Origin of the sequence: Paractinoplanes bogorensis (assembly GCF_018829635.1) — a bacterium.
Lineage (GTDB): Bacteria > Actinomycetota > Actinomycetes > Mycobacteriales > Micromonosporaceae > Actinoplanes > Actinoplanes bogorensis.
Window position 1 is genome coordinate 628140 of record NZ_JAHKKG010000002.1, and the last position, 21250, is coordinate 649389.

General features: G+C 70.3%; 20 protein-coding genes and 1 pseudogene. 10 read left to right on the plus strand and 11 right to left on the minus strand.

From position 1 onward, the window contains the following. Positions 1–37: 37 nt before the first annotated feature. Entirely contained in the window at positions 38–1351 is a 1314-nt protein-coding gene (locus tag KOI35_RS07700) for a HAMP domain-containing protein (RefSeq protein WP_215785320.1), read from the minus strand. Next, positions 1348–2034 (minus strand): response regulator transcription factor, encoded by a 687-nt coding sequence (locus KOI35_RS07705; protein ID WP_215785321.1) that lies wholly within the window; start codon positions 2032–2034, stop codon positions 1348–1350. The genes KOI35_RS07700 and KOI35_RS07705 overlap by 4 nt, the downstream gene beginning before the upstream one ends. 36 nt (positions 2035–2070) lie before the next feature. On the opposite strand from KOI35_RS07705, the gene KOI35_RS07710 reads away from it, so the two are divergent. The 3 genes from KOI35_RS07710 to KOI35_RS07720 are packed head-to-tail and all read left to right on the plus strand — an operon-like array spanning position 2071 to position 3556. After that, a complete protein-coding gene (locus KOI35_RS07710) occupies positions 2071–2670 on the plus strand; it encodes a DNA mismatch repair protein MutL (protein ID WP_215785322.1) in 600 nt (199 codons plus the stop codon). Positions 2671–2720: 50 nt separating this feature from the next. After that, entirely contained in the window at positions 2721–3125 is a 405-nt protein-coding gene (locus KOI35_RS07715; RefSeq protein ID WP_215785323.1) for a phage holin family protein, read from the plus strand. After that, positions 3125–3556: a DUF3618 domain-containing protein gene (locus KOI35_RS07720; RefSeq protein WP_215785324.1), complete on the plus strand. Its 432-nt coding sequence runs from the start codon at positions 3125–3127 to the stop codon at positions 3554–3556. The genes KOI35_RS07715 and KOI35_RS07720 overlap by 1 nt, the downstream gene beginning before the upstream one ends. A gap of 8 nt (positions 3557–3564) precedes the next feature. Here the strand turns inward: KOI35_RS07720 and KOI35_RS07725 are convergent, their stop codons facing one another. From KOI35_RS07725 to KOI35_RS07735, 3 genes are all read right to left on the minus strand, one after another. After that, positions 3565–4530 carry an SGNH hydrolase domain-containing protein gene (locus tag KOI35_RS07725; RefSeq protein WP_215785325.1) on the minus strand — a complete coding sequence of 322 codons (966 nt, stop codon included), beginning with the start codon at positions 4528–4530 and terminating at the stop codon, positions 3565–3567. Then, positions 4530–5732, minus strand: coding sequence for an acyltransferase family protein (locus KOI35_RS07730; protein ID WP_215785326.1), 1203 nt, complete (start codon positions 5730–5732; stop codon positions 4530–4532). The genes KOI35_RS07725 and KOI35_RS07730 overlap by 1 nt, the downstream gene beginning before the upstream one ends. Before the next feature lie 92 nt (positions 5733–5824). Continuing rightward, positions 5825–6196: a MerR family transcriptional regulator gene (locus KOI35_RS07735; RefSeq protein WP_215785327.1), complete on the minus strand. Its 372-nt coding sequence runs from the start codon at positions 6194–6196 to the stop codon at positions 5825–5827. A 59-nt stretch (positions 6197–6255) separates the two neighbouring features. On the opposite strand from KOI35_RS07735, the gene KOI35_RS07740 reads away from it, so the two are divergent. Then, positions 6256–6951 carry an SDR family oxidoreductase gene (locus tag KOI35_RS07740; protein ID WP_215785328.1) on the plus strand — a complete coding sequence of 232 codons (696 nt, stop codon included), beginning with the start codon at positions 6256–6258 and terminating at the stop codon, positions 6949–6951. Here KOI35_RS07740 and KOI35_RS07745 read toward each other — a convergent pair. Continuing rightward, entirely contained in the window at positions 6942–8822 is a 1881-nt protein-coding gene (locus KOI35_RS07745) for a discoidin domain-containing protein (protein ID WP_215785329.1), read from the minus strand. The two genes, KOI35_RS07740 and KOI35_RS07745, sit on opposite strands and share 10 nt — an antisense overlap. Before the next feature lie 139 nt (positions 8823–8961). Here KOI35_RS07745 and KOI35_RS07750 point away from each other — a divergent pair, with 139 nt between their 5' ends. After that, entirely contained in the window at positions 8962–9945 is a 984-nt protein-coding gene (locus tag KOI35_RS07750; protein WP_308120842.1) for a LacI family DNA-binding transcriptional regulator, read from the plus strand. Here KOI35_RS07750 and KOI35_RS07755 read toward each other — a convergent pair. Then, entirely contained in the window at positions 9911–11716 is a 1806-nt protein-coding gene (locus KOI35_RS07755; protein ID WP_215785331.1) for a hypothetical protein, read from the minus strand. The two genes, KOI35_RS07750 and KOI35_RS07755, sit on opposite strands and share 35 nt — an antisense overlap. A 145-nt stretch (positions 11717–11861) precedes the next feature. Between KOI35_RS07755 and KOI35_RS07760 the strand changes: the two genes are divergently transcribed. The 3 genes from KOI35_RS07760 to KOI35_RS07770 all read left to right on the plus strand — a co-directional run bounded on the left by KOI35_RS07760 (position 11862) and on the right by KOI35_RS07770 (position 15551). After that, the gene (locus KOI35_RS07760) at positions 11862–13364 is read left to right on the plus strand and encodes a PAS domain-containing protein (RefSeq protein WP_215785332.1); all 1503 of its coding nucleotides are present in this window, start codon (positions 11862–11864) and stop codon (positions 13362–13364) included. Next, entirely contained in the window at positions 13361–15082 is a 1722-nt protein-coding gene (locus tag KOI35_RS07765; RefSeq protein ID WP_215785333.1) for a putative bifunctional diguanylate cyclase/phosphodiesterase, read from the plus strand. Before KOI35_RS07760 ends, KOI35_RS07765 begins: the two co-directional genes overlap by 4 nt. 136 nt (positions 15083–15218) lie before the next feature. Beyond that, positions 15219–15551 (plus strand): STAS domain-containing protein, encoded by a 333-nt coding sequence (locus tag KOI35_RS07770; RefSeq protein WP_215785334.1) that lies wholly within the window; start codon positions 15219–15221, stop codon positions 15549–15551. Here KOI35_RS07770 and KOI35_RS07775 read toward each other — a convergent pair. Further along, on the minus strand, positions 15525–15890 hold the full coding sequence (locus tag KOI35_RS07775; RefSeq protein WP_215785335.1) for an STAS domain-containing protein: 366 nt from the start codon (positions 15888–15890) through the stop codon (positions 15525–15527). The genes KOI35_RS07770 and KOI35_RS07775 overlap by 27 nt on opposite strands. Positions 15891–16115: 225 nt before the next feature. Here KOI35_RS07775 and KOI35_RS07780 point away from each other — a divergent pair, with 225 nt between their 5' ends. Both KOI35_RS07780 and KOI35_RS07785 read left to right on the plus strand, forming a co-directional pair. Further along, a complete protein-coding gene (locus KOI35_RS07780; protein WP_215785336.1) occupies positions 16116–18215 on the plus strand; it encodes a PhoX family protein in 2100 nt (699 codons plus the stop codon). Between the two features lie 186 nt (positions 18216–18401). Beyond that, positions 18402–18911: pseudogene (locus tag KOI35_RS07785) on the plus strand (alkaline phosphatase PhoX); the annotation flags it as partial. Here the strand turns inward: KOI35_RS07785 and KOI35_RS07790 are convergent. Genes KOI35_RS07790 through KOI35_RS07800 form a run of 3 tightly spaced genes read right to left on the minus strand, consistent with a single transcriptional unit; the run spans position 18851 to position 21250 of the window. Continuing rightward, the gene (locus KOI35_RS07790; RefSeq protein ID WP_215785337.1) at positions 18851–19681 is read right to left on the minus strand and encodes a metal ABC transporter permease; all 831 of its coding nucleotides are present in this window, start codon (positions 19679–19681) and stop codon (positions 18851–18853) included. The pseudogene KOI35_RS07785 and the gene KOI35_RS07790 sit on opposite strands and share 61 nt — an antisense overlap. Next, positions 19665–20534 carry a metal ABC transporter permease gene (locus tag KOI35_RS07795; protein ID WP_215785338.1) on the minus strand — a complete coding sequence of 290 codons (870 nt, stop codon included), beginning with the start codon at positions 20532–20534 and terminating at the stop codon, positions 19665–19667. The genes KOI35_RS07790 and KOI35_RS07795 overlap by 17 nt, the downstream gene beginning before the upstream one ends. After that, positions 20531–21250, minus strand: a complete 720-nt coding sequence (locus KOI35_RS07800) for a metal ABC transporter ATP-binding protein (RefSeq protein WP_215785339.1) — start codon at positions 21248–21250, stop codon at positions 20531–20533. Before KOI35_RS07800 ends, KOI35_RS07795 begins: the two co-directional genes overlap by 4 nt.

Sequence of the window (21250 nt, forward strand, 5' to 3'; positions counted from 1 at the left end):
AGGTTCCATAACAGAGCCTTAAAGGGCCCGAAAACAATCATGAAGCCGTACGGCGGGAGCGGCGCGGTCTGACCGGGGCCACGGCCGGCGACTGCAGGTAGATGCCGACGCGGGCGCCGCCGAGCGGGCTGCGGGCGATCACCATCTCGCCGCCCGACTGTTCGGCCGCGCGGCGCACGATGTCGAGGCCGAGCCCGGTCGAGCCGGCGCCGCTGACCCCGCGTTGCACGGCCCGCGCCGGGTCGGGGATGCCGGGGCCGGCGTCGTCGACGAGCAGGCCGGCGGGCGAGACGCTGACCCGGAAGGCGACCCGCTCGGGGGTGTGCGAGAAGACGTTGCCGAGCATCGCGTCGACCACGCCGATCAGCTCGCTGCGCGGGATCGGCAGCATCACCGGCTCGTCGCCGCCGACCACCTGCCACGGACGTTCCTGGTCCTCGGCCAGCACCGACCAGAACGCCAGCCGGTCGGCCAGCACCTCGACCAGGTCGGTCTGCTCCTTGCCGCGGGCGGCCACACCGAGCCGGGCGCCCTTGATGATCGCCTCGAGTTCCTCGTCGAGCAGGTCGCAGGCCTGGCGCATCCGTTCGCCGATCGGGCCGGGCGGCATGGCCTCGGCGTCCAGGCGCAGCGCGGTCAGCGGGGTGCGCAGCCGGTGGGACAGGTCGGCGGCCAGTTCCCGCTCGCGTTCGAGCAGGTTGCTCAGGTCGTCGGCCATCGTGTTGAACGCCTTCGCGGCGTCGCGCAGCTCGCGCGGCCCGTCCGGTTCGACCCGGGTGTTCAGCTCGCCCGCGCCCAGCTTGCGGGCCGAGCCGGACAGTTCGCGGGTGGCCCGGACGACCCGGCTGCCGAGCCGGTCGGCGAACAGGATCGACCCCGCGACCAGCACGATCGCGAGCCCGCCGAGCACGAACCAGGCCGTCCACACGCCGCGGGTGAGTTCGGCGTCGGGCACGAAGACTTCGACGATGACCGTACGGCCGTCGGTGAGCACGGTCGGCTGAAGGTAGACGATGCCGCCCGCGACCGGGGCCAGCGCCGACCGGCGGTCCTGGGCGGCGATCGTCAGCTGGGCCTCGGAGGTGTGCGAGACGCCGATGTCGCCGACGTCGGGCAGGTGGACGGCGAGCCGGCCCTCACTGCCCGCGGTCGTGCTCGCCACCGCGTTGGTCAGCAGGGTCGGATCAGCGTCCACGCCGAGCACGGTGACCAGCGAGGTGGCCTGCTGGCGGGCGTCGCTGACGGCCCGGTCGTGGGCGATCTGCCGGGTCGCGACGGCCAGCGGCACCAGGAAGGCCAGGGCCACCATCGACGTGATCGCGAGGGCCAGCCGGTTCATGGCCCACCTCATCGCGGATCGACCATCATGACCCCCACGCCGCGTACGGTGTGCAGGAACCGGGGTTGAGCCGCGGTCTCGCCGAGCTTGCGTCGAAGCCACGAGATGTGCACGTCGATGGTCTGTTCCTCGCCGATCCGGGCCTGGTTCCAGACCTCGTTCATCAGCTCGCGGCGGCTGATCACCTGGCCGACCCGCTCGGCCAGATAGGCCAGCACGTCGAACTCACGCCGGGTGAGCTGCAACGGCTCGCCCCGCAGTTCGGCCCGGCGCTGACGCGGGTTGATCACCAGCTCGCCCACGGTGATCGCGCTCGGGGCCTCGTTGGTCGTCGCGCGGGAGCGGCGCAGCACGGCCGAGATGCGGGCCAGGATGTGCCCGCCCGAGAACGGTTTGGTCACATAATCGTCGGCTCCGGCGCTGAGCAGGCTGATGATGTCGGCCTCGGAACGGCGTGCGGTGGCCACGATGACCGGCACGTCGGACACGGAACGCATCATGCGCAGCGCGTCGGTGCCGTCGATGTCGGGCAGGCCGAGATCGAGGATCACCAGGTCGGGACGCTCGTCGGTGACGATCTTGAGCGCCTCGGCGGCCCGGCCGACCGGTCGCACGACGTGACCGGCGTCGGTGAGGGCACGGGACAGTGCCGCCGTGATGATGCGGTCGTCCTCGACCAAGAGGATCATCGCCATGGCGTACACCATAGGGGCAGATGAGACGATGTCCTCGTGCGATCTTCCCGGTGGACGCCGATCGCGGGGTGGCTGGCCGCTACCGCGACGAGCATCGTGCTGGCCTCGGTGGCTCTGCTGCCCGTCCTGCGCGCCAACGCGCCCGAAGACAGGGCGCTCGCGCAGCTGCCCGCGGCCGACTCGAGCAGCTTCCCGGCCCCGCTACCCAGCGTGACGACGCCGACGACGCCCAGCGAGACGACGAAGCCGACCACGAAGCCGAAGCCGACCGAGACGAAGACGACGACCACGCCGCCGAAGCCGACCACCACCGCACCCACGACGACGGCACCGGCGACCACCGCCCCGCCCACCCGCACCGAGGACGGCTGGACGGTCACCACCGCGGCCGACGGCAAGCGGACCTATGTGCGGTCGTTCCGGGTCGAGGGCGGCCAGGCCGTCATCCGGATGACGTCAGACGGCGTGGTTCAGCTGGTGACCGCGACCCCGGCCGACGGCTGGCAGGTGCAGAAGGTGCAGGACACCGAGGACAACCTCGCGGTCTACTTCAACGAGCCCAACCACAGCTTCATCATTCACGCCACGTGGTTTAACGACCGCCCGTTCGCTGAGGTGAGTGAGATCGGGGCATAAGCCGCTGAGCAGCGGGTATGTGAACTCCCAGAAGGAAGGGAGTTCCCCTGATGACGACACACACCGAACAGCCGGTCGGCGAGTTGGTCAGCCGGCTGAGCGAGCAGGTTTCGAGGCTGGTGCGGGACGAGCTGACGCTGGCCCGGATCGAGATGGTCGAGAAGGGCAAGAAGGCCGGCGTGGGTGCGGGCCTCCTCGGCGGGGCCGGGGTTATCGCCCTGTACGGGCTGGGCGCGCTCTTCGTGACCATCGGGGCCCTGCTGGCGCTGGTCATGCCGGTGTGGGCCGCCGCCCTGATCGTGACGGTCGCCCTGTTCGCCACGGCCGGAATCGCCGCGCTGATCGGCAAGAACCAGGTCAAGCAGGCCGTACCCCCGGAACCGGAAGAAGCCATCGCCAGCGGAAAGCGCGACGTGGAGGCCGTGAAGTCGGCCATCCAGGAGGGACGGCACTGATGAGCGACACCAGGTCACGCGACGAGGTGCGCAAGGACATCGCCGAGACCCGGACGGAGATGGCCGAGACGGCCTCCGCCCTGGCCGAGAAGGCGGACGTGAAGGCCCACGTCAAGAACGCGGTAGCCGAGAAGAAGCAGGCCGCCGCCGACAAAACGGCCCACGCCAAAGAGGTCGCCGCCGAAAAGACCGAGCACGTGAAAGAGGTCGCGGCGGCGAAAACCGAGCAGGTGAAGGAGAGCCTGGCCCACGTGAAGCAGTCGACGGCGGAGACCGCGGCCCGTGTGGCCGAGCACGCCGTCGACGCCAAGGACCAGTACGTCGAGGGCGCCCGCGAGCGCCGCCCGATCCCGCTGGCCGTAGCCGGTGCGGTCCTGCTGGCCGGCGCGGCGGCGGTGACGGCACTGCTCCGGCGCCGCCACCGCCGCTAGGAAACGCTCTAGGGAACGGCGTTCGAAGGGAAGTGCTTCAGCAGCGCATCCTCGAGGACGCCGTTCAGCATCCGGGCGTACGTCCCGGTCAGGTGGAATCGGTTGCGATAGACAGCGATGTTGCCGATCACCGCCGTACAGGTGGCCGTGCAGACCCACGGCAGCACCGAGATGTAGTCGGCACCGCTTGTCAACGCGGCCGCAGCGTCGGCATCGTTCCAGGTGCGCGCGGTCGCCGCCGCCCGCGTCGTCGAGCAGGCCCGGACGTCGTCCTGGTGGGCGGCCAGGCACTCCGGGGCGCTCTGGTCGAGCACCGGAGTGTCACCCAGCACGACCACGTGACCGGCCGACTTTCCCAACGTACGCAGGGTCCGCCCCAACGCGGAGGACCAGGCGCCGGCGTCGATGACCGAGCCCCGGCCGTCCTTTTGCGAGTAGCTCTCGTTCGTCACGATCAGCAGTTCCGGCTTCGTGCCGGCGATCCGCCCGGCCACGAAATCCCGGAACCGGTCGCACTCGCCGAAGACCCGCTGCTCTTGCTGGTTCCACACGGCGAGGTCGATGGTCGGGCAGCCGGGCTTGCCATAGAACTGCAGTCGCCAGTCGAGCCGCTCGGCGATCTGGGTCAGCGCGGGCAGCCACACCCCGGCGTGCGAGTCGCCGTAGAGCACCACGTCGGTCGCGCTCGCCCGGTCGCCGAACACGCACGGCTCGATCCGGTCGTCGGACGGGCCGGCCTCGCACTTCTCGTTGTTGTAGCCGACGTCTTCGGCGGCGGTGGCCAGCGACGGTGTGAGGTCGGCGGGCAGCGCCCGGATCGCCGGGGCGTCGGCCACCGCGGACAGCACGGTGGTCAGGGGCACCTTCGGCCCGGGCTGGTCGGCGGCCACGCGCGGAGGTGGCGGCACCGCGGCGGCACACCCGCCGACCACGGTGAGCAGGGCCGCGAGCAGAGCGATCCGGAACGAACGCATCAGGGCGCCCCCAGTCGAGGTGTGTATTCGGCGTGGCCGGGTTCGGCCGCAGGCGATGTGGAGGTGGTCCACCGCGCGACCGCGAGCGGCGCGACGATCAGCCAGGCGGCCAGCGACAGCGTGATCACGTGGGAGCGACGCAGCCGGCCGCTGCGCCGGATCGGCTCCTCGACGGCGAAGAACGTCACCGCGGCGAGCCCGAGCGCGGCCAGCACCAGCGCCGCGCGGGTGACAACCGAGAGCATTTCCCCGTACGCCTGCTGAGCGATGATCAAAACAGGCCAGTGCCACAGGTAGAACGAGTACGACAACCGCCCGAGCCAGACCAGTGGCCAGGTGGCGAGCAGGGAGTCGCCTCTCCCCGCCAACACCATCACGGTCGCGATTACGGGGAGGCCTGCGGCGTACCCGGGAAAGGTTGTCGTCTCGTCGAAGGTCAAAGCGGACACCACGATGAGCGCGAGCCCGACGCCCGCCATGGCCGTCGCGAGCCGGTGCGGAATCCGGTCGAGCTTCGTCGCGACCAGGGCCAGCAGGCAGCCGGCACCGATCTCCCAGGCCCGGCTGAACGGCGAGAAGTACGACCAGGTGCCGGTCTGCCAGAGCACGCCGTAGGCGAGGGAGGCGACGACGGCGGCGGCCAGCCAGTAGCCGATGGCCCACCGGAAACCGAGCCAGAGCAGCAGCACGATCGCGGCCGGCCAGACGAGGTAGAACTGTTCCTCGACGGCGAGCGACCAGAAATGCTGGACCGGCGAGGCCGCGCCCTGCGACGCCAGATAGTCGAGGCCGGTGTTGGCGAAGCGGAAGTTCGCGGCGAACAGGGCCGACCAGCCGACGTCCCCGGCGATCTCGTCGCCGCGCAGGAAGCCGAGCCAGTGGTAGCTCGCCAGCAACGTCGCGACCAGCACGACGGCGGCCGCGGGCAGGATCCGCCGGGCCCGCCGCGCGTAGAAGTCGATCAGCGAGAGCCCGCCGGTCCGGCGGACCTCGCGCAGCATGACCGAGGTGATCAGAAATCCGGAGATGACGAAGAAGACGTCCACCCCGATGTAGCCACCGGCTACGCCCGGGACGCCCGCATGAAACAGCACGACGAGCAGGACCGCGACCGCACGCAGCCCCTCGATGTCACGCCGGAAGCCGGTCGAACCGGCGGCCGCGGGGACCGTCGAGTGGCGCAATCCGGCTGCAGTAGTCATCGGCGAACACGCTAAAGCGCACGAAAGCCGACAAAACGTATTTCAGGCAGTAAACCTACGTCCAGGGACGATTTCGCGGATTCGCCCTGCGGTCACTCAGCGTGTGCTACGACGCAGCCGCTTTCGGGGCTGGTGGACATCTCGATCACGGCGTCGAGGCGGTCGCGGGCCTGGATCAGCTCGGCGATCTGGGCGTCGATCCGGTCGCGTTCGAAGGCCAGCCTCGCCCGCGACTCCGGGGTGCTGACGTTGGCGTCGACGCAGGGCATCAGGTCGGCGATCGTCCGGCTGGTCAGCCCGGCCCCGTAGAGCATCTGGATCAGCCGCACCCGGTCGACCGCCGGCTCGGCGTAGAGCCGCTGCCCTCGGCCGCTGCGGGAGGCGTGCAGCAGCCCCTGCTCCTCGTAGTAGCGCAGCGCCCGCACGCTCACCCCGGCCCGGTCGGCCAGTTCGCCGATACGCATAGTGACCTCCGTCGCAACCCTTGCCTCTGACGTCAACGGTAGGTTTTAGCGTAACCGGCATGCAGATCCAAGGAGCAGTCGCCCTGGTCACGGGCGCGAATCGCGGTCTCGGCCGCCTCTTCAGCCAGCAGCTTCTCGAGCGTGGCGCGACCAAGGTGTACGCCACCGCGCGTCGCCCCGAACTGATCGACCTCCCGGGCGTCGAGACGCTGCGCCTGGACATCACCGACCCGGCCTCGATCGCCGCCGTGGCCGAGGTCGCCACCGACGTGAACCTGCTGGTCAACAACGCCGGCATCTCGACCGGGGCCAAGCTGGTCAGCGGCGACCTCGACCAGATCCGCCTCGAACTCGACACCCACTTCTGGGGCACGCTCGGCCTGATCCGGGCGTTCGCCCCGCAATTGACGGACGGCGCGATCCTCAACGTGCTGTCCGCGCTGTCCTGGTTCAATCTGGCCGAGACCGGCGCGTACGGGGTCGCGAAGGCCGCCGAGTGGAACCTGACCAACGCCGTACGGCTGGAACTGGCTCCGCAAGGAACGTTGGTGACCGGTCTGCATCTCGGTGCGGCCGACACCGACATGTCGGCCGGCTATGACGGGTTCAAAGTGGACCCGGCGATCGTTGTGAAGGCGGCTCTGGACGGGATCGAGGAGAACCGGCTCGAGGTCGTGGCCGACGACTGGAGCGCCACCGTGAAGGCGTCGCTGGCCGAGGACCCGAGCCGGTTCTACCAGCTCGCTCAGCGGTAGGCGCGCACGTCGGCGATCGACCACCAGTTGTCCGGGGCCGCCGCGGTCAGCGTGATACGGACATATCGCGCAACACCCGGGACGGCCTCGGCAAATTGCCCGCTAGACGACGATCTAACGGTGCGCCACCGGGTGCCGTCGGTCGATGCGGCAACAAGGAAGCCACGCGGGAAGTCACCCACATCGGCCCCAGCGTCGAAGACGATCTTCCGAAGCGACTGAACCCGGCCCAGGTCGACCTGCAGATACTGCCCCGGCTGCTGACCCGCGTTGGTGGTCCAGCGGGTGGTGGCGTCATCATCGACGGCGAGCGATGCGGAAGCCGACGGGTTCGCGGTCGCTGAGAACCCGGCCGGGTCGACGGGCCGGTCCGACGAGTGTCCACGCCAGACAAACGTGGCCAGCGCCCCGCCCGGCAGCGTGTACTCGAGTGTCCGCCCGCCGTACTGCACCGCGAACTTCTGCGGGTTGTCGTTCTCGTTGTGCGCGACCAGCACCGTGCTGCCGTCCGGGTTGACGAAGGCGACGTCCATCACCCGCCCGTTCCAGCCGGTCGTGCCGAACGAGGTGCTGGCCACCCGGACGGCGCCCGGCCGCACGAAGCGCGACAGGTGACCGAGCGTGTAGAACTCGGCGTTACGCGTCACCGTGCCGTCCGAGGCCACGGTCAGCACGCCGGTGCAGGTGCCGCAGCCGCCGTTGTGCGGGCCGTTGTTCTCGTCCAGGGCCAGGTTCCAGTTGATCACCGTCTTGGCCCAGTTCCGGGTGTTGCCGATGATCAGGTTGCGGGCGTGCCACTTCAGCGTGTCCGAGAACGTGTTGGCCGGGTCGCTCGACTGGCTGCCCGAGCACTCGGTGAAGTAGATGTCCTTGGTCGGGAACTCGTTGTGCAGCGCCGTCATCGCGCTCGGATCGCCGTAGTAGCAGTGGTACGCCGTACCGGAAATCCATTTTGCCGCTCTGGTTCCGAGCAGCTCCTGCGGGTAGTGATCGATGTCGGCCACCGAGTCGGGCGGCGTACCGGCGGCGTCGTTCGGGTGTTCCGACCAGTTGTGGTCGTACCCGAGGATCTTGGTCCGGAGCCCGGCCGCGCGCAGCATCGGCCCGAGCCGCTCGATCACCTCGGCCGCCTGCCACGACGGCAGATCCATGCCGGGGTAGCCCGCGGGCGCCCGGTTCTGCGGCTCGTTCTGGATCGTCAGGGTGTCAACATCAACCCCTTCTTTCCCGTACGCCTGCACGAACTTGACCAGATAGGCCGCGTACGCGCGATAGACCGCCGGCGAATCGATCAGCCGGCCCCCGACCAGGGATCCGCTGTCCTTCATCCAGGCCGGCGGGCTCCACGGCGTGGCCATGATCCGCAGCTCGGGGTTGAGCCGGCGGGCCTGGCGCAGCAGCGGCAGGATCTGCGCCCGGTCGTGGTCGATGCTGAAGTGCCGCAGCTGGTAGTCGGTCTGACCGGCGGGCACGTCGTTGTAGGTGTAGGCCGGGCCGTCGGTGAAGTCGGACGCACCGATCGGCTGGCGGAGGTAGTTGATCCGGTCTTCGGCGAACAGCGACTTCATCGCCGCGGTGCGCGCCTCCGGCGTGAGCGTGTAGAGCACGGAGGCCGACGAGTCGGTGATCGAGGCGCCGAAGCCGGCCATCGTCTGGAAGCGGCGGTTCGGGTCGACGACGACCGTGGGTGCGTCGCTGCCCGCGGCCTTGAAGGCGACCGTGCCCCCGTCGGCGAAACGCTGGGTGCCGTCGGGCGTGGTGATCCAGACCTTTGCCGTACGGACGTCGTGCGCGGAATGTGCGGCGGCCGGCAGGGGTGCGGCCAGGACGGTGACGCTCAACGCCACCAGTGCGGTTCCGAAACGAGCCACGGGTCTCTCCCATGTAACAAGCTGAAACACATACGGAATGTTTCTGTTACAGCACAGGTAACCCGTCGGGCTCAAAGCTTGTCAATGTCTAGACTTCGATGATGGGAAGAAAGCCGAGGTGACGGGTCAGGGTCCGACCGTGCGCGACATCGCCTCCCACGCGGGTGTGTCGATCGCGACGGTCTCGCGGGTGCTCAACGACCAGGAGCACGTCTCTCCCGGCACCCGGGAGCTGGTGCAACAGGCCATCGACGAGCTCGGCGGCCGGGGCCCGCGACGCCGTCCGGCCCGCACCGGCGCGGTCTTCGTCCGCTGCCCCTACCTGCTGACCGACTACTTCGGCCTGATTGTCTCGTCGATCGCCGAGACGCTCGACCTGCACGGCCGCCAGCTGGTGCTCAACGCGGGCGAGGCCGCCCAGCACACCTCGGTGCTGCCCACGCTGGCCAACCGGCCCGGCATCGGCGGCGCGATCGTGGTGCTGCCGCCCGAGCCCGGCGAGGAACTGGTCGCGCTGCAGGAGAGCGGGTTCCCGTTCGTGATCGTCGACCCGCGGGAGAACGTGCCGCGCGACATCGCCGCGGTGTCGGCCAGCCACTTCGCCGGCGCCCGCAGCCTGACCGCGCACCTGACCGAGCTCGGTCACCGCCGCATCGGGCTGCTCGCCGGCCCGGAGAACTGGCTGGCCGGCAACGCCCGCCGGGCCGGTCACATCGCGGCTCTGGCCGAGGCGGGCACGCTGCTCGACCCGCGGCTGGTGGTGGCCGGTCAGCCGACCGTCCGATTCGGATTCGAGGCGGCCCTGCACCTGCTCTCGGCCGAGGAACGCCCGACCGCCCTGCTCGGCTTCAACGACAAGGTGGCGTCGGGTGCGCTGGCCGCGGCGGCCCAGCTCGGCCTGCGGGTGCCGGAAGACCTGTCGATCGCCGGCTTCGACGACATCGACCTGGCCGAGGCCACCCGGCCCGCGTTGACCACTGTGCGTCAGCCGCTGGGCGAGATGGGCCGGATCGCCGTCGGGCTGCTGATCCGGCTGCTCGAGCGGCACCGGCTCGACGCTCTGCACGTCGAGCTGGCCACCGATCTGATCATCCGCGAATCGACGGGCCCGGTGGGTCACTGATCGCACCCCAGGCCGGAAGTACCCGGGGCGCGGGCACAGCCGGCGACGGCGGCGGCTCGTGGCCGAGCGGCACCATCGAGACCCGCGGCAGCGTGACGATCGCCGGGTCGACCTCGACGGCCTGCACCACCGAGCTGGTGCCCTCGTTCTTGACCAGGACCATCGCGTATTCCGGCAGATCCTGCAGCACCCGCGGCTCGACCGTGTATTCGTAGACGCGGTCGACCGACTCGGCGTCGCTCCAGTTCGTGCTGTCGGCGGTCGACTCGGTCTGGCTCCAGTTGCGGGTCTTGCTCCAGTTCGTGCTCGTGTAACGGCGCAGCCCGTGCCGCGACGCGCGCTCGCCCTTGGTGGCGCCCTTGGTCTCGGAGCCGCCCTCCATCTCGGCGACCGTGTGTGTCTCTTCGCCGCCGAGCGTGCGGGTCAGCCGGCTGAGCACGAACTTGTGTCCCCGCCCGACGAACTCGGCCGCCTGCGCCGCCTCCTGATGGTTGCCCAGCCGCATCAGGGCCACCTCGCCGCCGCCGATCGTGCGCAGCGACTCGGCCCGCAGATGCTGGAAGAACAGGACCAGCCGGATGCCGCGGCGCTCGCACAGCGTGCTGAGCCTTTCCAACGCCCGGTGGTCGACCTCGTCGGCGCCGAGCAGCAGCAGCGACCCGATCGGGGCCGCGCCCCGCCGCACCTGATGGCCCAGCCACTGCACCATCAGGTCTTTGAGCAGCTCGTGCTGGGCGTGGCCGCCTCCGGGCTCGGCGACCACGCAGGTCAGATCGGCCGGAGCGGTGGTCGCGGGGGCGCTGCCCATGTCGGCCAGCGGGCGCAGGAAAGCCGCGATGCGACGGACGCGGGCCTCGTCGGCCGGCAGCGCGGTGAGCCGGGCGACCTCGTCGGGGCTCAGCGGCGCCGGGTTGCCCAGCAGCGCCGCGACCAGCCGGGCCATCGTCACCCGCGGGGCCAGGACCTCGGCGATCTCGGTCAGCAGCAACGCGTCCTGCGAGCGCTCGGCCCGGTTACCGCCGCCCGGCTGGTCGCCGTACATCGCCTCGACCAGCCCGTCCACCAGCTCGGCGGGCTCGAGCCCGGCGACCAGGTCGAACTCGGCGAGCTGGGCCGGCAGCACGACGTCGCGTACGGATCGGCCGGTCACCTCGGCCAGTTCCATCAGCTCGCCCGAGAGCGCCTCGCCGGTGAAGTCGGCGACCACCATCGGGCCGCGGGTGGCCAGCAGCGAGCCGCCGAACACGGTGAGCACGGCCTCCCAGCCGTACATCGTGCCGCCGACGATGTCGACCCGCCGGGTGCCGGGCGACGGGCTCGCCGCCGACCAGTCCGGCACGGCGTCGACCGCGTTCTGTTGTTGCTGCTCGTGCCACTGGCGGCGGCTGTCCCAGGCCGCGTGCGCGGTGTCCAGCTCGGCTTGGGACCGCTGCTCGGCCTCGTCGATCGACCGGCGGGCCAGCGACGGCATGACGCCGGCCAGGATCGCCCCGGCCACGCCGCCGAGCGCGCACAGGCCCGCCATGAAGATCACCAGGGTCCGCGCGTTGTCGCTGTTCCTGGTCGCGATGCCGCCGCAGCAGCCGATCAGCACGGCCAGACCGAGCCCGGCGCCGAGCGACAGCAGGATCTTCCTGGCGACCCCCCGCTGGGCCCGGGTCAGCCGCTCCTGCAGCTCGGGGTCGAGCGGTGCGGGCCGGGGAGCGGGTTCGGTGAAAGCGCGACGGAACGAGTCACGGTCGTTGAAGATCCACCCGAGTCGCTCTCCCACGGTGGCGAGCTTCGCGAGCGGGTTGGCGGCGGGAGCGGGGCTCGGCATCGCGGCGGACTCCGGGGGCGTGGGCGGTGTTCCCCCGACCGTACCGCCGCGTGGCGAAAACGCTCAGGAGGGGGCGTTTGTGACCGAACAATGAAAAGTGCAGGCCGAAGCCAGTCTCGCCGACAGCGCGCTGCGTGCGACGTCGCTCGCGTATGTCGCGGTCGACGGATGCGGGATGCTCCGCGACTGGAATCCGGCGGCCGAGCGCCTCTTCGGGTGGTCGCGCGCCGAGGTGATGGGCCGACGGCTGACCGACGTTCTGGTGCCGGAGCGCTTCCGGTCCGCGCATTCGGCGGCCTTCGTGCGGCGGCTGGTCGACCACGACGGCTGGCCGGGCACCCAGGTCAAGGTGCCGGCCTGCCACCGGGACGGCTCCGAGCGGCAGGTCACGCTGGTCGTCAACGCGCTGGACGACGGTTTCTGCGCCTTCCTGTCCGACGAGACCGACCACGACCGGGCCCGCGAGGAGCTGGAGCGCAGCACCACGCTGGTCAACTCGATCCTCGAGCACACCTCGGCGATGATCTCGGCCAAGGACACCGACGGGCGCTACCTGTTCGTCAACGCCGAGTACGAACGCGTCTTCCAGGTCACCGCGAACGACCTGGTCGGGCACGAGGACAGCGAGGTGCTGCCCGAGGCGGTGGCCGCCGCCGGACGCCGGCACGACCAGCAGGCGCTGGAGCGCGGCGAGGCGGTGACGGCGCTCGAGGAACTGCCGTTCGCCGACGAGATCCGGCAGTACGTGGTCACCCGGTTCCCGCTGACCGACCCCGACGGCTCGGTCTACGGCGTCTGCTCGATCGGCATCGACGACACCGACCGGCGGCGCAGCGAGGCCGCCCTGAGCGAGACCGAGCGGCGCTTCCGGGCCACCGTCAACAACGTGCCCGGCATGCTGTTCCAGTTCCGCATCGACACCGAGGGCACCGCCTCGTTCACCTTCGCCTCCGAAGGCACCCGCGAGCTGTTCGGCTACGAGCCGCGGGAGGCCCTGGCCGACGCCAGCCTGATCGTCAACTGTGTGGCCGAGGAGGACCGGGAGGCGTACGAGGCCTCCGTGGTCGAATCCACCGTGACCCTCGAGCCCTGGCGCTGGGAGGGCACGGTGATCGACCGGGGCGGCCGGCGGCACTGGCTGCACGGCGTGGGCCGGCCGTTCCGGTTGAGCGACGGCAGCACGATGTGGGACGGCATGCTGCTCGACCGCACCACCGAGCGACGCACTGAGCTCGCCCTCGAGGCGGGCCGCCGCGACCTCGACGAGCTCACCCGCCGGCTGGCCGTCTTCCGGTTCACCGCGATCGCCGGCCCGACCGGCGACGCGCTGCTGACCGCCTCGTTCGGCGATCCGGCCCCGGTCCTCGGCGTCCCCCAGGTGTCCACCAACCTGTTCGGGGCGTTCCACGCGGTGCTCGGCTCGGCCGATCGGCTCGCCCTGGCCGAGGCCTGGACGTCCGCGGTGAACGGCGAGCCGGCCGAGGTCGAGTGCGAACCGCGAGGCACTTCCGTACGCCGTCTGTGGCTCCGCCTGCGGCCTCGCGAGCTGGACGGCCGGCGGGTGATCGACGGATCCTGCTTCGACCTGGATCCTCGATGACCGAGCCGCGCAGGGCCGTCCGGCTGCCGCGCAAACTGGGCGAGCTCGGCGTTCCGGTCGAGGTGCTGCCACTCGGCACCTCGTTCGCCGACGTGATGGAGCTGCTGCAGGCCGAACCGCTGTTGCCCGGCGTGCTGATCGCCTCGGGCGGCCACCAGATCATGCTCAGCCGGGCCCGGGCCGAGCAACTCACGATGGGCCCGCTCGGGTTCGGGGCCGCGCTGACCTCGCGCCGCATCATCGAGCCGGCGGACGGGCTCGAGCCCCTCGCCCTCCCGTCCGACACCGACGTCGACCTCGCCGCGCAGGCCGCGCTCGCCCGCCCGATCGTCTCCCGCGACGAACCCATCGTGGTGTGCTGGCGCGACGGCCGGTGCGGCATCGCGCCGGTGATCGGGCTGCTCACCGCCATGGCCGGCCGCTACGCCCGGCTCGCCCGGGCCGACCAGCTGACCGGGCTGCCCAACCGCTCGGCCGCGCTGACCGAGGGCCGCCAACGGCTCGAGGACGGCGAGCTGGCCGCCGTGCTGCACCTCGGTCTCGACCGGTTCCAGGATGCCAACGACATGCTCGGTACGCAGGGCGCCGACGTCCTGCTGCAGCGGGTCGCGGCGGAACTGCGCGCGGCCTGCCGGGCCGAGGATCTGACCGCGCGTCTGGAGGGCGACCAGTTCGTCGTGCTGCTGGCCGAGCCCGCCCCGGCCGAGGGACTGATCACCATCGCGCGCCGCCTGGCCGACGCGCTCCGCGGCCCGCACACGGTGAACGGCATCCCGGTCAGCATCGAGACGAGCATCGGGATCGCCGCGACCGATCACCGCGAGTTCAGTGTGGTGCTACGGCGCGCCGCGGACGCCGTACGCACGGCCAAGCGGGACCGCGTCGGCGTGGTGCTCTGGACCGCCGACACGGTCTCCACCCACCGGGCCGACCTGCGCCAGCTCACCGAGTTGCGTACGGGCATCCGGTCCGGCCATCTCCGCCTGCACTACCAGCCGCAGGTCTGTGCCCGGACCCGTGAGATCCACGGGTTCGAGGCGCTGGTGCGCTGGCAGCACCCGCAGCGGGGCGAGCTGCCGCCCGGTGTCTTCCTACCCGACGCCGAACGATCCGACGTGATCCTCGAGCTGACCGACTGGGTGCTGGCCGAGGCGATCCACCAGTCCGCGGTCTGGCATCAGGGCGGCGCCGACATGCCGGTGTCGGTGAACCTGCCGGCCGCCTACCTGGCCCAGGAACGGGCGGTGCCGACCGTGCTGGCCCTGCTCGCCCTCGAGCAGTTGCCCGCGCGGCTGCTGACACTCGAGCTCACCGAGACCGCCGTGCTGGCCCGGCCGGACGAGGCGGCGGCCCGGCTCACGTCGATGCGGGCGGCCGGGATCCGGGTGTCGATCGACGACTTCGGCACCGGATACACATCGCTCGGCCTGCTCCCGGAACTGCCGATCGACGAACTCAAGATCGATCGGTCCTTCGTCGCGCGGATGCTCGACTCCCAGGCCCGGGCCACGATCATCCACTCGATCATCGCCATCGCCCGCTCGCTCGATCTCACCGTGGTCGCCGAGGGCATCGAGGACGAGCCGACCGCGGCCGCGCTGGCCGCCGCCGGTGTCGACCTGCTCCAGGGCTATCACCTGGGACGACCCGCACCGGCGCCCGAGTTCACGCAAAATTCAGGCGATCAGGCGCTTCAAACGCCGCTCGTCAGGTCATAACGTTGTAAGTGAACGGCCGGGGTCACTGTGACCTTGTCGTGACCTGGTGAATTCTTCGCCGGAGCAGTCGACGGCCCCTCTCCGGGCTTCTAACCTGACACCCCGGAGAACAACGGGTAACGGAAGGTAAATCGCGATGACCGCAACCACGGTCGACGTCGAAACCAGCCCCGACGGCACTCTCGTCATCCAGCCGCACGGCTCACTCGACGCCGACGACGCCGTGGAACTACGCCGGACGCTGGTTCACGCGGTGCGCCACCTGCGCCCGCTCCGGCTGATCCTCGACCTCCACGATGTCCCCGATGTAGACCCGATCAACCTGGGCACCCTGGTCGCCGCCTGTCATCTCGGCGACGACCACCAGGTCGCGGTGTTCCTCGACCGCACCTCCGAGTCGATCGCCGGCCAACTCAGCGCGGCCGGGGTGGCGCATCATCGGCTACGCAACGTCGGCGGTGCTGTCTGACAGCCAGACCGGCGCATAGAGGGTGTCCTCCTCGCGGCGCGGGCACAGCCCGGTCGCTTCGAGCAGCAGCCGTACGTGCCCACGGGCGTTCGTGACCTCGTAACCGTGACCCCCGCGCAGCGCGTGGGTGTACCCGGTGAGCAGCACCTCGACGCACTCGCCGCTGATCTCCTCGACCCGGGCCATGTCGAGGACGACCCGCCCCTGCCGGGCGCGCGAGAAAGCGTCCCGCAGCGACCGCCGCAGGTCGCGGTGGGCGGACCGGTCGAAGACTCCGCCCAGCAGGAGATAGGTGGTCTTCCCGGTGCGATCGGTGTCGCGCTCGATGGAAAAGTCCATGCCACCCGGTGTACCCGCGACAAGTGGACGGTGGCCGAATCCCATGCGGCGGGCGCCGGAACTCGGGGGGCGGCGGGCGCTCCACATATGCGAATAGAACAATTTATTAATCGCGTTATATATACCGCCCGGTCAATTCGTTAAGGTGCCGTTTACCTAGGATCGGCGGTCGCGCCAACCTGCTCTTTTACCGTGCGGAACAGCCCATGGAAAGAGGAGCTGAGGATGCGCTTTTTACCCCTGCTCGGCCACAGCGGTGGCTCGCGGGATGCGATGACCTGCCTTTACCGGTGTGGAAACGCCTGTGACCACCCCGTTCCGAATGAAACGGACAACGAGTATCTCGGCGACGTCGTCAGCACGTCGATGAGCCGTCGTGGCGTGATGCGGGCCGGCGCCGCCGGTGCCCTTGTTCTCGGAATCAGCGGCACCGCCGCGGCCACGGCGGTCCCGGCAGCCGCCGCGCCCGCCGAAGTGCCCCCGGGCGCGCCCTACGCGGGCAAGGCCCCGGTCAAGGGCCGGGCCGGCAAGATCGGCTTCAAGCCGATCCCGCCCAACACGCTCGACAGCCTGGTCGTCCCGAACGGCTACGACTCGTCCGTGGTGATCCGCTGGGGCGACGCGGTCGTGCCCGGCGCCCCCGAGTTCGAGATCGACAAGCAGACCGCCAAGAAGCAGGCGATGCAGTTCGGCTACAACAACGACTTCGTCGGCGTGCTGCCGTTCGAAGACGGCGACCGCGCCCTGCTCGTGGTCAACCACGAGTACACCAACGAGAACCTGATGTTCCCGGGCTTCACCACCCTCGACGCGCTCTCGGTCGAGCAGATCAAGACCGCGATGGCCGCCCACGGCCTGTCCGTGGTCGAGATCGAGCGGGCCGGCAAGACCGGTGAGTGGCAGGTGTCACGCAAGAAGCGGCTCTACTTCAACAAGCGGATCACCGCCAACGAGACCGTGTTCCGGCTGACCGGCCCGGTGGTCGGCACGGCGGCGGTCAAGACGGCGGCCGACCCCAAGGGCCAGTGGGTCATCGGCACGCTCAACAACTGCGCCGGCGGCATCACCCCGTGGGGCACCGTGCTTTCCGGCGAAGAGAACTTCAACCAGTACTTCGTCGGCGGCGACGGCGTGGCCGAGGCCGACAAGCCCAAGCTCACCCGCTACGGCATCTCGACCACCGCCCGCTACCCGAGCGACTCGCGCAAGTGGGACCGCGCCCAGGAGCGCTTCGACCTGGCCAAGCACCCCAACGAGGCGAACCGCTTCGGCTGGATCGTCGAGGTCGACCCGTTCGACCCCGAGTCGGCGCCGCGCAAGCACACCGCGATGGGCCGTTTCAAGCACGAGGGCGCCAACGTCATCGTGGCCCGCAGCGGGCACGTGGTCGCGTACATGGGTGACGACGAGCGGTTCGACTACCTGTACAAGTTCGTGTCCGACAAGAAGCTCATCAAGGGCAACTCGCCGGCCGCGCGCAAGCACAACCTGACGCTGCTCGAGTCGGGCACGCTCTACGTCGCCCAGCTGACCGGGGACAGCCCGGCCGCCGAGATCGACGGCACCGGCAAGCTCCCCAGCGACGGCGAGTTCGACGGCACCGGCAAGTGGATCAAGCTGGTCTCCGGCAACCGGTCGTTCGTTCCCGGCATGACCGCGGCCGACGTGCTGACCTGGACCCGTCAGGCCGGCGACGCGGTCAAGGCGACCAAGATGGACCGTCCCGAAGACGTCCAGCCCTCCCTGCGTACGGGCAAAATCTATGCGGCCATGACCAACAACACGAACCGGGCGGTCGGCACCAACCCGGGCGTGGACGAGGCCAACCCGCGGGCCAACAACAAGCACGGCCACATCTTCGAGATCACCGAGGACAAGGGCGACCACACCGGCGAGTCCTTCACCTGGACGCTCCCGATCGTGTGTGGCGACCCGGCCGCGGCCGACACCTACTTCGGCGGGTACGACAAGACGGCCGTCTCGCCGATCTCGTGCCCCGACAACGTGGCGTTCGACAGCGCCGGCAACCTGTGGATCTCGACCGACGGCAACGCCCTCGGCACCAACGACGGCCTGTTCGCCACGCCGATCGAGGGTTCCGAGCGGGGCCACCTGCGGCAGTTCCTCACGGTGCCCCGCGGCGCCGAGACCTGCGGGCCGTTCATCACCGAGGACGACAAGTCGGTGTTCGTGGCGGTGCAGCACCCGGGTGAGATCTCCGGTGCGACCGTGGAGAAGCCGGCCTCGACCTGGCCCGACGGCGACTACGCCAAGCCGGGCGTCGTGGTGAGCTGGCGGCTCGACGGCGGGCCGATCGGCAGCTGATCACCTGCTCACGGCCGTGGCCCGCATCACCGGGCCGCGGCCGTCGGCGGAAGTCCGGAACCTCACGGTTGACATCGTCCACGCGGCGATGAGCCGCCGCGGTGTCATGCGCGCCGGTGCTCTGGTCCTCGGTCTGGGGCCACGCCCTTCCGCCTGGACGGGCCGGTGGCCGGGGCACCGCTGGTGCGGGCCCAGGAACGCTTCGACCTGGCCAAGCACCCCAACGAGGCGAACCGATTCGGCTGGCCCGACGAGCTGCCGCGCAAGCACACCGCGATGGGTCGCTTCAAGCACGAGGGCGCCAACGTCATTGTCGCCAAGGACGGGCGGGTTGCCGCCTGGATGGTGCCCGGCATGACGGCGGTCGAGGTGCTCACCTTCGCCCGGCTGGCCGGCAACCTGTGGATCGCCACCGACGGCAACGCGCTGGACAGCAACGACGGCCTGTTCGCGACGCCGATCGAGGGGCCCGAGCGCGGCCACCTGCGGCAGTTCCTGACCGTGCCGCCGGGCGCCGAGACCTGCGGACCGTTCATCACCGAGGACGACCGGTCGGTGTTCGTGGCCGTGCAGCACCCGGGCGAGATCACCGGGGCGACCATCGACCAGCCGGCCTCGACCTGGCCCGACGGTGACTACGCCAAGCCGGCCGTGGTGGTGACCTGGCGGCTCGACGGCGGTCCGGTCGGCACCTGAATCGCGCGTCTCAGCGCCGCGGCCACCGCCGCCAGGATGGTCACGCTGAGAGCGATGCTCGCGCCCGCGGCCACGTTCCATTGGTACGAGATCCACAGGCCGCCGAGCCCGCCGGTGATCCCGATCCCGACAGCTATACCGGTGATCATCGGAATGCGGTCGGACCAGAGCCGGGCCGCGGCCGCGGGCGCGACGATCAGCGACACCGCCAGGATCGTGCCGACCGCGGGCACGACGGTCACCACGACGGCCTCGATCGCCAGCATCAGCACGATGTCCCAGCGTCCGGAGAACGACCGGTCGAAGCCGCCGTAGAGGAACGGCCGGGCGCACACCAGCAGCAACGCGGACACGACGACCAGCATGACCGCGGTGACGATCAGGTCCTGGGTGTCGACGGTGAGGATCGAGCCGACCAGGAACGAGGACAGGTCGCGGCTGAACCCGTCCTGGGTGGCGACCAGCCCGGCACCCAGCGCGAACCCGGCTGACAGCACCACCCCGGTCGCCGCGGCCGAGTTCTGACCCGGGCGGCGGCCCAGCGCGGCCACCGCGAGCGCCACCACGGCGCCGGCCACCAGGCCGCCGACGAAGATGTTGACGCCGATCAGCGAGGCCGCGACCACCCCGGGAAACGTGGCGTGGGTCAGGGCCATCGTGAAGAACGACAGCTTCCGTACGACGACCTGCACGCCGATGATCGCGGCCAGCGCGCCGGCCAGCACGATCTCGACGACGGCCCGATGCAGCGCGTCATCCCACCAGCTCATGCACAGAACTCCTCGTTGTCGTGGCCTTCTGGTGGCGGCGCCGGAACGGCAGGGCGAGCACGTAGGCCAGCACCAGCAGCAGCACGACGGCCGAGGCCGAGGTCAGCGAGATGCCGTAGTCGACCGAGGCGGTCCAGCTCACCAGCAGGCCCAGATAGCCGGCGCCGAGGATCAGCCCGGTGCCGATCAGGGCCATCGGCACCAGACGTCCGGTCAGCAGCCGCGCGGTGGCGGCCGGGACGATCAGGAGCGCCACGACCAGGATCGTGCCGACCGCGCGGACGGCGGCCACCACGACCAGCGCCACGATGATGTTGAGCCACAGGTCGAGCGCCACGATCCGGAAGCCGGCCGCGGACGCACCGGCCGGGTCGAACGTACGGAAAAGCAGCGCCCGTGCGGCGACGGCCAGCATCGCGAGGATCACCACGGCCAGCACCGCCGTCTCGACGATCTGCTGGGTGGTCACGGTCAGGATCCGTCCGAACAGGAACGACGACAGATCCGAGGTGTACGACTTCCGCCGCGACACCAGCACCACGCCGATCGAGAACATCGCGGCCAGCACGACGGCCGTGGACGCGTCGTCGGACAGTGCGCCGCCCCGGGTCAGCAGCGTGAGCACGACCGCGGTCAGCACCCCGGCCACCAGCGCGCCGACCACGATCCCCTCCAGGCCACCGGCCAGGAAACCGATGACCACACCAGGGAAGACCGTGTGGGTGAGCGCATCGGACACGAACGAGAGCCGGCGCAGGAACACGAACACGCTGACCGGGCCGCAGATCAGCGCCAGCAGCGCCAGCTCGGTCAGGGCCCGGCCCATGAACGGGACGGTGAACGGCTCGATCACGGATCCACCAGCACGGTCCGGCCGTCGGGGAGGTCGATGGCGTGGCCGCCGTACGCGAGTCGCAGGGTCTCGGCCGACAGCACCTCGGACGGCGGGCCGAACGCCCACTGCCGCCCGTTGACCAGGCACACCACGTCGGCCAGGTCACGGGCCAGCCCCAGGTCGTGGGTGCTGAGCACCAGCGTGACACCGTCGGCCACCAGCTCGCGCAGCACGCCCACGATGGCCTGCTGGCTCACCACGTCGACCCCGTTGAACGGTTCGTCGAGCAACAGCAGGCGCGGCTCGGAGGCGAGGGCCCGGGCCAGCAGAACCCGTTGCCGTTGGCCGCCCGAGAGCAGGCCGAAGCGTACGCGGGAACGCTCTTGTAAATCGACTCTCGCCAGCGCCGTTGCCGCGGCCCGGCGATCGGCCTTGGAGGTGGGCCGCCACCAGCCGCGCGGCCGGTAGCGGCCCATCAGCACCACCTGGCCGGCCGAGATCGGGAAGTCGGGGTCGAGATCGCCGAGCTGCGGCACGTAGCCTGTTGGGCCGTCGATCGTGGCTTTTCCGGAAAGCACCTCGGCCTGGCCCAGCATCGACTTGATCAACGTGGACTTGCCGGCGCCGTTCGGGCCGGCCAGGACCAGGATCTGGCCCGGACCGACCTCGAACGTGACGTCGGTGAGCACCGGAACACCCCGATAGCCGACCGCGGCCTGGTGGTAGCGCAGCAT